The organism is Micromonospora sp. NPDC051227 (assembly GCF_044455385.1).
GTDB lineage: Bacteria > Actinomycetota > Actinomycetes > Mycobacteriales > Micromonosporaceae > Micromonospora.
Map to the genome: position 1 here is coordinate 77,752 of NZ_JBITET010000005.1, position 12,218 is coordinate 89,969.

Annotated in this window: 11 protein-coding genes; 7 read left to right on the top strand and 4 right to left on the bottom strand. The window is 72.5% G+C overall.

Annotation, left to right across the window (positions count from 1 at the left end):
• Positions 1 to 2: 2 nt before the first annotated feature.
• Genes ACIA47_RS15275 through ACIA47_RS15295 form a run of 5 tightly spaced genes read left to right on the top strand, consistent with a single transcriptional unit; the run spans position 3 to position 4,162 of the window.
• Positions 3 to 887 (top strand): 3-hydroxyacyl-CoA dehydrogenase family protein, encoded by an 885-nt coding sequence (locus ACIA47_RS15275; RefSeq protein ID WP_396708352.1) that lies wholly within the window; start codon positions 3 to 5, stop codon positions 885 to 887.
• Complete coding sequence (locus tag ACIA47_RS15280) at positions 887 to 1,135, top strand: acyl carrier protein (protein ID WP_396708354.1); 249 nt, start codon at positions 887 to 889, stop codon at positions 1,133 to 1,135. Before ACIA47_RS15275 ends, ACIA47_RS15280 begins: the two co-directional genes overlap by 1 nt.
• Positions 1,132 to 2,322: an acyl-CoA dehydrogenase family protein gene (locus ACIA47_RS15285; RefSeq protein ID WP_396708356.1), complete on the top strand. Its 1,191-nt coding sequence runs from the start codon at positions 1,132 to 1,134 to the stop codon at positions 2,320 to 2,322. Before ACIA47_RS15280 ends, ACIA47_RS15285 begins: the two co-directional genes overlap by 4 nt.
• Complete coding sequence (locus tag ACIA47_RS15290; RefSeq protein WP_396708358.1) at positions 2,319 to 3,383, top strand: HAD-IIIC family phosphatase; 1,065 nt, start codon at positions 2,319 to 2,321, stop codon at positions 3,381 to 3,383. The genes ACIA47_RS15285 and ACIA47_RS15290 overlap by 4 nt, the downstream gene beginning before the upstream one ends.
• Complete coding sequence (locus tag ACIA47_RS15295; RefSeq protein ID WP_396708360.1) at positions 3,380 to 4,162, top strand: thioesterase II family protein; 783 nt, start codon at positions 3,380 to 3,382, stop codon at positions 4,160 to 4,162. The genes ACIA47_RS15290 and ACIA47_RS15295 overlap by 4 nt, the downstream gene beginning before the upstream one ends.
• 11 nt (positions 4,163 to 4,173) lie before the next feature.
• Here ACIA47_RS15295 and ACIA47_RS15300 read toward each other — a convergent pair whose 3' ends face one another.
• Entirely contained in the window at positions 4,174 to 5,490 is a 1,317-nt protein-coding gene (locus ACIA47_RS15300) for a 3-deoxy-7-phosphoheptulonate synthase (RefSeq protein WP_396708362.1), read from the bottom strand.
• Positions 5,491 to 5,779: 289 nt separating this feature from the next.
• On the opposite strand from ACIA47_RS15300, the gene ACIA47_RS15305 reads away from it, so the two are divergent.
• Both ACIA47_RS15305 and ACIA47_RS15310 read left to right on the top strand, forming a co-directional pair.
• On the top strand, positions 5,780 to 7,105 hold the full coding sequence (locus ACIA47_RS15305) for an FAD-dependent oxidoreductase (protein WP_396708785.1): 1,326 nt from the start codon (positions 5,780 to 5,782) through the stop codon (positions 7,103 to 7,105).
• 153 nt (positions 7,106 to 7,258) lie between these two features.
• Positions 7,259 to 8,866 carry an FAD-binding oxidoreductase gene (locus tag ACIA47_RS15310; protein WP_396708364.1) on the top strand — a complete coding sequence of 536 codons (1,608 nt, stop codon included), beginning with the start codon at positions 7,259 to 7,261 and terminating at the stop codon, positions 8,864 to 8,866.
• A 70-nt stretch (positions 8,867 to 8,936) separates the two neighbouring features.
• Here the strand turns inward: ACIA47_RS15310 and ACIA47_RS15315 are convergent, their stop codons facing one another.
• The 3 genes from ACIA47_RS15315 to ACIA47_RS15325 all read right to left on the bottom strand — a co-directional run bounded on the left by ACIA47_RS15315 (position 8,937) and on the right by ACIA47_RS15325 (position 12,208).
• On the bottom strand, positions 8,937 to 10,736 hold the full coding sequence (locus ACIA47_RS15315) for a (2,3-dihydroxybenzoyl)adenylate synthase (protein WP_396708366.1): 1,800 nt from the start codon (positions 10,734 to 10,736) through the stop codon (positions 8,937 to 8,939).
• 134 nt (positions 10,737 to 10,870) lie between these two features.
• Entirely contained in the window at positions 10,871 to 11,380 is a 510-nt protein-coding gene (locus ACIA47_RS15320; RefSeq protein ID WP_396708368.1) for an SRPBCC domain-containing protein, read from the bottom strand.
• Positions 11,381 to 11,530: 150 nt separating this feature from the next.
• On the bottom strand, positions 11,531 to 12,208 hold the full coding sequence (locus ACIA47_RS15325; protein ID WP_396708370.1) for a DUF899 domain-containing protein: 678 nt from the start codon (positions 12,206 to 12,208) through the stop codon (positions 11,531 to 11,533).
• Positions 12,209 to 12,218: the final 10 nt, after the last annotated feature.

Sequence of the window (12,218 nt, forward strand, 5' to 3'; positions counted from 1 at the left end):
CGATGAGGGACATCGAGACGGTCGGCGTGGTGGGCGCCGGCGTGATGGGAACCGGTGTGTCGCAGGCGCTGGCGGAGGCCGGGCTGCGGGTGGTCCTGGTGGACCGAACCACCGAGATCCTGGACCAGGCCCGGCGCGCGGTCGGTGACGGCGTACGCCTGCGGCGGCTGCTCGCGGGCACCGGCGGGGACCGGGCGGCGGTGCTGGACCGGATCGCCTGGCACACCGACCTGGACGCCCTCGCCGAGGTCGACTTCGTCATCGAGAACGTCACCGAGGACTGGGCGGTCAAGCAGCCGGTGTACGAGCGGCTGGACGAGGTGTGCCGGCCGGACACGGTGCTGGCCGCGAACACCTCGGTCATCGCGATCACGGCCCTCGGCGGGCTGACCCGCCGGCCGCAGGCGGTGCTGGGCATGCACTTCATGAACCCGGTGCCGCTGCGACCCATGGTCGAGGTGATCCGGGGCCACCACACGAGCGACGAGACCATCGAGCGCGGCCGCTCCCTGCTGGAGCGGTTGGGCAAGGAGGCCGTGGTGGTGGCCGACTCGCCGGGCTTCGTCAGCAACCGGGTGCTCATGTTGACCATCAACGAGGCGGCGTTCCTGCTGCAGGAGCGGGTCGCTGACGCCGCTGAGATCGACCGGCTCTTCCGTGGCTGCTTCGGACACCCGATGGGCCCGCTCGAAACCGCCGACCTGATCGGTTTGGACACCATCGTCCAGTCCATTGAGGGGCTGCACGAGGCGTTCGCCGACAGCAAGTACCGCCCCTGCCCGCTGCTGCGCCGGATGGTGCAGGCGGGCCTGCACGGGCGCAAGAGCGGCGAGGGCTTCTACTCCTACGCCGGCGACCGGCCGGCGCCAGCGGAGAGGCGAGGATGATGGAGAACATTCGACAGCAGGTCCGCGCGTTCCTCGCCCGGTACATCCGGGACCGGGAGATCGCCGACGACGAGAACATCTTCGCCGACGGGCACGTCAACTCGCTGTTCGTCATGCAGCTCGTGCTGTTCGTCGAGGGCGAGCTGGACTGCCCGGTGGCGGACGCGGACCTGGAGCTGGAGAATTTCAGCAGCGTCGACGCCATTGTGGCCCTGGTCGAGCGCCGGATTGCGACGGTACGCGGATGAGGGTCCAGCTCACCCCCGACCAGCAGCGGAAGCGGGAACGGTTCGCGGCGTTCGCCGACGACCACCTGGTTCCGTACGCCGACGGCTGGGACCGCGCGCAGGAGCTGCCCCGCGCCGTCGTGCACGGTCTCGCGGAGGCGGGGCACCTCGGCGCCGTGATCCCCGCCGATTACGGCGGCGTCGGTCTCGACGCGATCAGCTTCGGGCTGCTGCACGAGGAGGTGGGCCGGGCCTGTTCCTCGGTACGCAGCCTGCTCACCGTGCACAGCATGGTGTCGTACGCGCTGGTCCGGTGGGGCCGCCCCGAGCAGCGTGCCCGCTGGCTGCCGGAGCTGGCCCGGGGTGCGTGCCTGGGCGCGTTCGCGGTGACGGAACCGGGTGCGGGCAGCGACCTGGCGGGGGTGTCCACCCAGGCCCGCCCGGTGGCCGGAGGCTACGCGCTGGACGGGCACAAGCACTGGATCACCTTCGGCCAGTACGCCGACCTCTTCCTGGTCCTCGCCCGGCTGGCCGACCGGCCGGCGGCATTCCTGGTGGAGCGGCAGCGCGCCGGGCTGACAGTGGTGCCGCAGACCGGCGCGCTCGGCACCCGCGCCTCGATGCTGGCCGAGTTGCGGCTGGCGGACTGCCGGATCCCGGCGGAGAACCTGGTAGGGCGGTCGGGCTTCGGGCTGTCCGCGGTGGCCGCGAGCGCCCTGGAGCTGGGGCGCTACAGCGTCGCGTGGGGCTGCGTCGGGCTGGCGGAGGCCTGCCTGCGGGCGTCCCTGGCCTACGCGGACACGCGGGAGCAGTTCGGCCAGCCGCTGCGTCGCCACCAGTTGGTGCAACGGATGCTGGCGGACATGGTGACCGGGACCAACGCCGCCCGGCTGCTCTGCCAACAGGCCGGCTGGCTGCGCGAGAGCGGCGACCCCGAGTCGGTGCACGCCACCTGGCTGGCCAAGTACTTCGCCTCCACCGCCGCGGCCCGCGCGGCCGACGACGCCGTGCAGATCCACGGCTCGCGCGGCATCGGCGACGCGTACCCGGTGCAGCGGTACCTGCGCGACGCGAAGGTCATGGAGATCATCGAGGGCAGCACGCAGCTTCAGCAGATCACCATCGCGGAGTCGGCGTACCAGCTGCGGCCCCGACCGGCGGGTGGTGTAAAGCCCCGCCCCCAGGATGTGAAGGGAGCGATCCGATGAGCTCCGAGGTCGTACCGCCGCCCACCGGGGCGCCGGCCGGCAAAATGATCAAGTGTGTCGTCTGGGACCTCGACCACACGGTCTGGGACGGGGTGCTGCTGGAGGACGGCGAGGTGCGGTTGCGACCGGGCATCGCCGAGGTGCTGCGCGTGCTCGACGAACGCGGTGTCCTGCACTCGATTGCCAGCCGCAACGATCCGGACGCCGCGCTGGCGGCGCTGCGCGAGCTGGGCGTGGCCGAGTACTTCCTGCACCCGCAGATCGGCTGGGGCGCCAAGTCGACGTCCGTACGGGCCGTCGCCGACGCCCTCAACATCGGCCTGGACGCGCTCGCCTTCGTCGACGACGACGGCTTCGAGCGGGCCGAGGTCGCTCACGCCCTGCCCGAGGTGCGCTGCATCGACGCCGCGGAGGCGGCCACGCTCGCCGACCGCCCCGAGCTGAGCCCCGAGGTGGTCACCTCGGACGCCCGGCAGCGCCGCGACATGTACCGCGCCGACCTGATCCGTCAGCAGGTGGAGAGCCGCTTCGACGGGCCGACCGAGGAGTTCCTGGCCACCCTGCGGATGCACCTGACGATCGCCGAGGCGGGCCCGGACGACCTGCTCCGGGCCGAGGAGCTGACCGTGCGCACGCACCAGCTCAACACCACCGGCTACACCTACTCCATGGCGCAGCTCGACGCGTTCCGCACCTCGCCCCGGCACCGGCTCTACGTGGCGCGGCTGTCCGACCGCTACGGCCCGTACGGGACGATCGGTCTCACCCTGATCGAGCAGGACAGTCGGGTGTGGACGATCAAACTGCTGCTGATGTCCTGCCGGGTGATGTCCCGGGGTGTGGGCGGCGTCGTCATCACGTTCCTGCGCCGGCTGGCCCGCGACGCGGGCGTGCGGTTGGTCGCCGAGTTCGTGCCGAACGGCCGCAACCGGATGATGCACGTCACCTACCGGATGAACCGGTTCCGGGAGATCGGCCGCGACGGTGACCGGTTGCGCCTCGAGTGCGACCTCACCGACGTACCGCCGATCCCCGGCCACCTGCACGTGGAGACGCCGTGACGCCCGACGGGGCGGCGGTGGACGCCGTCGCGGGCCCGGCGGGGGAGGTGGGCGTGGTCCGTCCCCGGCCGCTCCCCGGGGCCGCGCTGCGGCTCATCTGCTTCCCGTACGCCGGCGGCGGCGCCTCGGTCTTCGCTTCCTGGCCGGCGGGAACCGGGCCGGACATCGAGGTCTGCGCTGTCCAGCTGCCCGGCCGGGAGGCGCGGCTCGGGCAGCCGCCCTTTCGGGACGTCCGCACCCTCGTCTCCGCCGTCGAGGCGGGCGTCGGCAGCCTGCTGGACGAGCCGTTCGCGCTCTTCGGGCACAGCATGGGCGCCCTCGTCGCATACGAGTTCGCCCGCCGGCTGGCTGCCCGAGGCCGGCCGGCGCCGGCCCACGTGTTCGTCTCCGCCCGGCCGGGGCCGCACCTGCCCCGGCCCTGGCCCGGCGCGCACCTGCTCCCCGACGACAAGTTCATCGACCGGATCCGGGAGATGGGCGGCACCCCGGCGCAGGTCCTCGGCGACGCGCGGCTGATGCGGCTGGTCCTGCCGGTCCTGCGGGCCGACTTCGCCGTCAACGACGAGTACGTGCACCGCCCCGGGCCGCTGCTGAGCTGCCCGGTCACCGCGCTCGGCGGCCTGGACGATCCCCAGGCGCCGCCCTCGGCACTGACCGCCTGGCAACGGCACACGAGCGGTCCGTTCCGGCTGCGGCTTTTCAGCGGCGGCCACTTCTACCTGCGCGAGCACCGCGACGAGTTGCTGCGGGTGGTCCGGGAGTCGCTGACCGGCCGCTGACCCCCGCCGGCTCACCCCTTCAGCAGCTCCGCCACCTGGTACGCCAGGTCGAGCGCCCGGTCCCGCCCGAGCCCCCGTCCGCCGCCCGCCGGCGTGCCCGGCCGGTCGCCGTCGAGCGCCACGCGCAGACCACCGGGGTGCGTGCACAGCGCGCGGTGCACCGCGAAGTACCCGCGTACGCCCTCGAGGATCCGGGCGAACGGTGTCCCGGGCGCCGCCATCGGGTCGCACTGCCACAGCACCCGGTGCCCGGCCGCGGTCACCTTCTCCACGATCGGGGGGAGCGACTCGTCGACCCGGCCGGGGCCGATCCGGCAGGTGAGGGTGAGCCGGCCGGCGACGTTGTCCGGGTTGAGCCGTTCGCAGAGCTCGACGGTGGCTTCTGGCAGCGTGTCCGGCCCCAGGGTCACGGTCACCGGGTTGGCGATCCGGGCGACGAGGTCCACGTGGGCGCCGTCGAGGCGGCCCACCTGCTCGCTGAGCCCGAGCAGGTGGCCGGAGAGGCCGTACCGCCGGCCCCGAGCGGCCCGGACCAGTGGGCGCTCGTACTCCAGCACGAGAGCGTCGTGAGAGCTGTACGGGCGGGCATGTGGGCGCGCCGCGGCGTCCGGCACCCCGCACGCCCGGATGAAGGCCATGGCGCGGCCGAGCTCCTGGGCGGCGTTGAGGTGCGGTGTGGCCGGGTCGACGTCGTCCAGCAATCCCTGTTGCCAGCGGTGCACCGACTGGAGGTCGGCCAGGTCCCCGGTGAAGTGGGCGCGCAGCACGTTCATCGCGCCCGCCGCGTTGGCGTAGGCCAGGATCAGTCTCTGCGGGTCGGGGACTCGGGCCGCCTCCGCGGGCGTGCGGTCGTTGATCAGGTCGCCCCGCCAGCTGGGCAGTCCGGCGTGGTCGATCGGCGCGGCCGCCGGGTGGGCGTATCCGCCGGCGGCCCGGGCGACGCTGACCACCGGCATTGAGCCGCCGTACGCCAGGACCAGGGCCATCTGGGCGAGGGTCGCGGCGTTGGCGACCAGGCGTGCCTCGGTGTTGCCGGCGAAGGACTCCACGGGGTCGCCGCCCTGGAGGAGGAACGCGCGGCCCTCGGCCGCGACGGCCAGCCGGTCGCGTAGCTCGTCGACCTCGGCCGGCGTGACGAGCGGCGGCACGGTGCCGAGCTGCCGCATCACGACCGCCAGTTCCGCCTCGTCGGGCCAGGGTGGTCGCTGCGCCCTGGGCAGGCCTCGCCAGCCGTCGAGGCCGTTGGTGTCGCGCTCGACGGTCCCACTGATCTCCGGCGTGGGCCAGGTGGTCGGCGGCCAGCGTCGCAGCAGGCCTGGCGGTTTCATACGGTCTCCCTCCGACGGCCCCGCCCACTCGTCCGCCTGTCCAGGATGGCCGCACGCCGGATACCGGCGGATCTCCGAGAATGCGCAGCCCGGGTCGGTGCCGAGCGACCAGCCGTCGGGTGGCGAACGCGCGCAATTCGGAAGGTGCGCGGCCGGCGCGGCGGATGCGACGGTCGGGTGGTCAGCGGGCGGTCCGGTGTGTCGTACCACCGTCCGGCGGGCAGGAGACGCCGAGGAGGCACTTGTGGCGGTGAGCCGGGGATCGCGGGCGGTCGTGCTGGGCGGGAGCATGGCGGGCCTGCTCGCCGCCCGTGTGCTCACGGACGCGTATGACGAGGTGACGATCGTCGACCGAGACGAGCTGGCCGGGAGCGGCGCACGCCGGGGCGTGCCGCAGGGCCGCCACGTGCACGGCCTGCTCGCCCGGGGCCAGCAGATCCTGGACGAGCTGTTCCCCGGGTTCACCGCGCGGGCGGTCGCCGCTGGCGTGCCGACGGGTGACCTGGGCGAGCTGCGCTGGTTCTTCAACGGCAGGCCACTGCGGCGGGCGAGCACCGGACTGGTCTGTGTCTCGGGGTCCCGGCCGCTACTGGAGGCCCAGGTGCGCGACGCGGTCGCCGCGCTGCCCGGGCTGCGACTGCGCGACGGCTGCGACATCGTCGGCCTGGTCACCACGGAGGACCGGAGCCGCATCACCGGTGTCCGGGTGCACCCGGCCGGCGCCGCCGACGAGGAGGTCATCCCCGCCGACCTGGTGGTGGACGCGACCGGGCGCGGGTCTCGCGCCCCGGTCTGGCTGGCCGAACTGGGCTATCGGCGGCCGGCGGAGACCCGGGTGCCGATCGACCTGGTGTACACCACCCGGCACTACCGGCTGCGCGACGAGGGCATCCTGCACGGGGACCTGTCGATCAACCCGGTCTCCACCCCCTCGCACCCCCGGGGGGCGTTCTTCTCCCGGATCCAGGACGGCCGGAGCGTGCTGTCGCTGACCGGTGTGCTGGGCGACCACCCGCCGGCGGACGAGCGGGGCTTTCTGGACTTCGTCCGGTCCCTGCCGGTGCCGGACATCTTCGACGTCATCCGTGACGCCGAACCGTTGGACGACCCGGTGTCCTTCCGCTACCCGGCGAGCGTGCGCCGGCACTACGAGCGCCTCGACCGCCTCCCGGCCGGGTTCCTGGTCCTCGGCGACGCCCTGTGCAGCTTCAACCCGGTGTACGGCCAGGGCATGACGGTGGCCGCCCTGGAGGCGCTGACCCTGCGCGAGCACCTCCGGACGGGTCTGGCGCCCCGGCCGGGGGAGTTCTTCCGGGACGCCGCCCGGGTGGTCGACGTGCCGTGGGACATCTCCGCTGGAAGCGACCTGAGTTTCCCAGGGGTGGTCGGGCCGCGCCCGCCGAAGGTCCGGATAGCCAACGCGTACATGTCCCGCGTGCAGGCCGCCGCGGTCCGCGACGGCGCGGTGACCCGGAGCTTCATGCGGGTGGCCGGCCTGGTCGACCCCCCGACCGACCTGATGCGCCCGCGCATGATGTGGCGGGTCCTCACTCAGGCGCGGGGCGTGGCGCCGGCCCCGGCCCGGCCGGTCGAGCAGACCACCGTCGGCGACTGAGCCCGCAATTCGCGTCTGCGGCCAGGACGGCAATCTGGAAGATGCACTGTCGTCCCCGGGCGAGAAGCATAGGCACAGATGATCTTCGCCCTGGTCCGGTCCGCCACGCGACGGGTCGGGACGGCCCGGACCCCTCAGATGGCAGGTGCTTCCATGGTCATGTCACGTCGGCAGATCCTCGGCTCGACTGCCGCGTTATCCGGCGCCACCGTCGGTCTCGCCGGCCTGGGTGCCACGCCCGCCCAGGCCGGTGGCAACCCCGCGACCGCTGTCGACCCGCTGGTCGCCATTCACTCCGACGATCCGCGGTACGCGCAGCTCATGCTTCGTTCGTTCAACCCCCGGTTCATCTCGTCCCCGGAGACGGTCCACCTGACCTACACCGCCGAGCAGGTCCGTGCGGCGGTCGAGCAGGCGGTCGGCCGTGGGCAGCGCATCACCGTCCGCAGCGGCGGCCACTGCCTGGACAACCTGGTCGGCGACCCGGCGTTCCGGGTGCTGGTCGATGTGTCGGCCATGAACCAGACCTGGTACGACCGGCGGCACCGGGCGTTTGTCGTGGAGTCCGGCGCCACCCTCGGTCAGATGTACGAGCAGCTCTACTTCGGCTGGAAGGTCACCGTGCCGGCCGGCGTCTGCCCGCCGGTGGGTGTCGGCGGCCACATCAGCGGCGGCGGGTACGGGCCGTTGTCGCGTAAGTTCGGCCTCTCCGTCGACCACCTCTACGGCGTGGAGGTGGTCGTCGTCGACCGGTCCGGTCGGGCCCGGACCATCCTGGCCACCGGCCGTCCCGACGACCCGCACCGCGACCTGTGGTGGGCGCACACGGGTGGCGGCGGGGGCAACTTCGGGTTCGTCACCAAATACCTGTTCCGCACGCCCGGCGCCACCGGCGACGACCCGGGCAAGCTGCTGCCCACCCCGCCGCCGACCCTCTTCATGACCTGGGCTTCCTACCCGTGGGACGGGCTGACCCAGGAGGGCTTCGTCCGGCTGGTCAAGAACCACAACGCGTGGCACGCCGCCCACAGCGCCCCCGGCGACCCGTTCGAGGGTCTGCACAGCGCGCTGCACCTCAACACGGAGAAAGAGCAGGCCATCTACCTGGAGATCCGCACCGACGCCACCATGCCCGACGCGCGCAGGATGCTCGACGAGTACATCGCCGCCGTATCGGACGGGGTCGGCGTCGCACCGCAGATCAGCACGACCGACGACCTCTGGTTGGCCAACGCGACGCTGGAGTTCCCGCAGACCATCCCGCCGCGCACCAAGTCCAAGGGCAGCTACCTGCGCAAGCCCCTCGCCGACTGGCAGATTGTGGAGCTGTACCGGGGCCTGCGGGACCCGGCCTACAAGGGGCAGTGCCTGGTCTACTTCGCCGGCTACGGCGGCCAGGTCAACGCGGTTCGGCCGGGCGCCACCGCGGTCCCGCAGCGGGACTCGATCCTCAAGCTCTGGTTCTCCGCCTCCTGGCCGAACGCCGCCGACGACGAGGAGTCGGTGGACTGGGTGCGCCGCTTCTACCAGCGGGTCTTCGCCGACACCGGCGGCATGCCGGTGTCCAACGACCGCTACGACGGCTGCTACATCAACTACCCGGACATCGACAGCAAGGACCCGGCCTGGAACCGGTCCGGCGTGCCGTGGAGCACCCTCTACTACAAGCAGAGCTATCCCCGCCTGCAGCGCATCAAGGCCAAGTACGACCCGAACAACATCTTCCGGCACGCCCTGTCCATCGAGCCGGCGGCTGGCTGAGTCGTCGGGCGGGTACGCCGAACGGGCCGGTCGCGACGCGACCGGCCCGTTCCGTGTGGCTCACCGGCGTTCAGGTCGGCGGCACGTCGTCCGGCGTCTCAGCGGCGAGCCGCCGCCGGATGTCCTCGCGCAGCGCCTTCTTGTCCACCTTCCCGACGTTGGTGCGGGGGAGGGCGGCCACCTCGACCAGCCGCTCCGGCCGCTTGAACCGGGCCACTCCGGCGCGCTCCATCACCGCCTGCACGCCGGACAGCTGCACCGGCGCACCGGCCCGGATCACCGCGTAGAGGCAGACCCGCTCGCCGAACTCGGGATCGGGCATCGCCACGGCGGCGGCCAGGTCGATGCCCGGGACCTGGTAGGCGAAGTTCTCCACCTCCTCCGCCGAGATCTTCTCGCCCGCCCGGTTGATCATGTCCTTGTCGCGTCCCTCGACGACCAGGTTGCCGTCGGGACGGCGACGCACCACGTCACCGGTCCGGTACCAGCCGTCGGCGGTGAACGCGATCCGGTTCTGCCCCTCGGCCCGGTAGTAGCCGCGGAGGGTGTACGGCCCGCGGGTCAACAGCAGCCCGGGGATGCCGTCCGGCACCGTCCGGCCTTCCTCGTCGACCACCAGGATCTCGTCGTCCGGGCAGATCGGGCGGCCCTGGGTGTGGCACACCACCTCGTCGGGGTCGTCCAGCCGGGTGTAGTTGAGCAGCCCCTCCGCCATGCCGAAGACCTGCTGAAGCTGACAACCGAGGGTGGGCCGGACCCTCCAGGCCACCTCGTCGGCCAGCCGGGCGCCGCCCACCTGGAGCACCCGCAGCGTACCGAGGTCATATCCGGGCCCGGACTCCTGAAACGCGAGCCAGCTCTGGGCGATGGTCGGCACCGCGGCGGTCACCGTGACCCGCTCCCGCTCGATCAGGTCGAAGACCTTCTTCGGCGACGGTGACGGGGCGACAACCACCCGGCCACCGACCAGCAGGGTGCCGAGGATGCCGGGACACGCCAGCGGGAAGTTGTGGGCCAGCGGGAGCGCCGCCAGGTACACGGTGGACGGGCCGAAGCCGGAGACCTCGCCGCTGCGCCGGGCGTTGTACGCGTAGTCGTCGTGGGTCCGGGCGATCAGCTTCGGCAGGCCGGTGGTGCCGCCCGACAGCAGGAAGAGCGCCACGTCCCGGCTGTTTGGCGCGGCGGCGTCCAGCTGCCGGCGCGCCGCTGCCGGGTCCTCGGCGGGCCGGCACAGCGCCCGCAGGTCCACCGAGCCCGGCGCGGGCCGAGCGCCGGCGGCGAGCACATGCGAGAGGCCCGGCTGCCCCGCGGCGATGCGCCGGGCCATCTCCTGGTGGTCGAAACGGTCCGTCTCTGCGGGCACCACCACCGCCCGAGCCTCGGCCTGCCGGACGAGGTGGGACATCTCGTGGTGGCGGTGCGCCGGCAGCGCCATGACCGGCAGCACGCCCAGCCGCAGGCAGGCGAGCGTCAGCACGACGAACTCCCAACGGTTGTCGAGCTGCACCACGATCCGGTCGTCCCGGCGCAGGCCCAGCGCGTGCAGGCGCAGCGCCAAGCCGTCGGCCCACTCCACCAGCTCCCGGTAGGTCAGCCGGACGTTCCCGCTGACCAGCGCCTCCGCGTCAGGCACGGCGTCGGCCACAGCCATGATGCACGCGCCCAGCGGCCGACCCTCCCAGTAACCCGCGGCGACGTACCGGGCCACCGCCTCTGGCGGCCAGGGCACCAGGCCGGTCCGGCTGGGCTCGGGCCCGCCCACTCCACCTGTCACTGTGGCCTCCTCCCGCCGGCTGGCCGTCCCACCGCCTCGCCCGTTGCGGGCGGGGTGCGCAGCGGCGGACGGCCCGCAGACGCGGGGGCCGGACATCGGACCGCAGGCTGGTGGGACTTCTCTCGATCATGCCGGTGGGGCGACCGAGGACGCATCTCTGAGCGTGCCGACCGAGGAGGGGAAGCACGGCCGCGGCGGGCGCCCTCGGGGCGCCCGCCGCGGCCAACCGGTCAGTTCTGCTGCTCGGGCAGCGTCGAGTAGTGCTTCACGAGGTCGTCGAAGGACGGCTCGCCGCCGTGCGGGGCCGGGCGGCCGGCCTCCCGGTCGAGCAGCTCGCCCATCTTGTCCAGGGCCAGGTGGAAGCCGGCGGCGCTCTGCGCCAGGTGGCCCGGGTCGCCGACCACGTTCTCCAGCACCAGCCGGCAGCCGTCCCCGTGTGGGCTCAGCAACCAGCGGTAGACGTCGCCCTTGCCGGCGTACACGAACCGGCGCGGCTCGTCGATCTCGACGACCCGGGCTCGCTCCACCATCTCCGGAGAGAACGTCACGGTCACGTTCCCGCCCTCGACCGGCTCCATGACGACCGAGAAGCCGAACCACGAGGAGTGCTCCTCGCTATCGGTGATCGCCCGCCAGACGCGTTCGGGCGGGTCCGGGTAGTCGTGAGTGAAGCGCAGAAGCGGCTTCTCGTCGGGGCCGGGGTGCCGGGTGGTCCGCGTACGGAAGGTCTCGGGATCCATCAGATCCGGTCTCCTCTTGGTTCGCTGGCCCGACCCACGGGGCGTGGGCCGGTCGTAGCAGACTGTCAATATTGGACGGAACGGGTCAAGTGCACACGCCCGACGGCCACGTCGGTCGATCCGACGTGGCCGTGGCGGCACTGTTCCCGGTCAGCCGTGGCAGGAGCCCGCAGTGGCATCGCCGTAGCGGTCGTGGTGGCGGATCCACCCCATGGTGTCCGCCATGCCCTCCTCCTGGCGGCCCAGCGGGGTCAGGTCGAGGTAGTTGTAGGTGTTGTTCAGGATGTCGCTGCCGCGCCCGTGTGTGGAGTACGCGTAGAGCACCCGGCCGTCGTCGTCGCGCAGGAACGCGCTGACCCCGGGCAGCTCCGGCTCGTCCGTGCCGACGTCCAGCGTGAAGTCCCGGTAGAAGGCGTCGCCCCGGGTGGTGTACCAGGGGATGTCCCAACCCATCCGGCGCTTGAACGGCACGATGTCCGACTGCGGCGCGGCACAGACGATGGCCAGTGAGGTGTCCCGCGCGTGGAGGTGTGCCAGGTGACCGATGTTGTCGATGAACAGCGAGCAGACCGGGCACCAGTCGTGCCCCTCCAGCGGCCACATGAAGTGGTAGGTGAGCAGTTGCCGCCGGCCCTCGAACAGCTCCGGCAGCGTCCGCTCGCCGTCCGGGCCCTCGAAGACGTACTCCTGGTCCACCACCATCATCGGCAGCCCGCGTCGGTCCACGTTGAGCGCGTCCCGCGCCCGGGTCACCTCCTTCTCGCGCTCCAGGAAGGCCCGCCGCGCGGCGAACCAGTCGGCCCGATCGACGATCTTGACATCCGTCATCGCTCTCTCC

What these genes read in the sequence shown, in the direction of transcription:
- ACIA47_RS15275 (WP_396708352.1), top strand. Translation starts at nt 3, where the DNA reads ATGAGGGACATCGAGACGGTCGGCGTGGTGGGCGCCGGCGTGATGGGA.
- ACIA47_RS15280 (WP_396708354.1), top strand. Translation starts at nt 887, where the DNA reads ATGGAGAACATTCGACAGCAGGTCCGCGCGTTCCTCGCCCGGTACATC.
- ACIA47_RS15285 (WP_396708356.1), top strand. Translation starts at nt 1,132, where the DNA reads ATGAGGGTCCAGCTCACCCCCGACCAGCAGCGGAAGCGGGAACGGTTC.
- ACIA47_RS15290 (WP_396708358.1), top strand. Translation starts at nt 2,319, where the DNA reads ATGAGCTCCGAGGTCGTACCGCCGCCCACCGGGGCGCCGGCCGGCAAA.
- ACIA47_RS15300 (WP_396708362.1), bottom strand. Translation starts at nt 5,490, where the DNA reads ATGAAACCGCCAGGCCTGCTGCGACGCTGGCCGCCGACCACCTGGCCC.
- ACIA47_RS15305 (WP_396708785.1), top strand. Translation starts at nt 5,780, where the DNA reads ATGGCGGGCCTGCTCGCCGCCCGTGTGCTCACGGACGCGTATGACGAG.
- ACIA47_RS15310 (WP_396708364.1), top strand. Translation starts at nt 7,259, where the DNA reads ATGGTCATGTCACGTCGGCAGATCCTCGGCTCGACTGCCGCGTTATCC.
- ACIA47_RS15315 (WP_396708366.1), bottom strand. Translation starts at nt 10,736, where the DNA reads ATGTCCGGCCCCCGCGTCTGCGGGCCGTCCGCCGCTGCGCACCCCGCC.
- ACIA47_RS15320 (WP_396708368.1), bottom strand. Translation starts at nt 11,380, where the DNA reads ATGGATCCCGAGACCTTCCGTACGCGGACCACCCGGCACCCCGGCCCC.
- ACIA47_RS15325 (WP_396708370.1), bottom strand. Translation starts at nt 12,208, where the DNA reads ATGACGGATGTCAAGATCGTCGATCGGGCCGACTGGTTCGCCGCGCGG.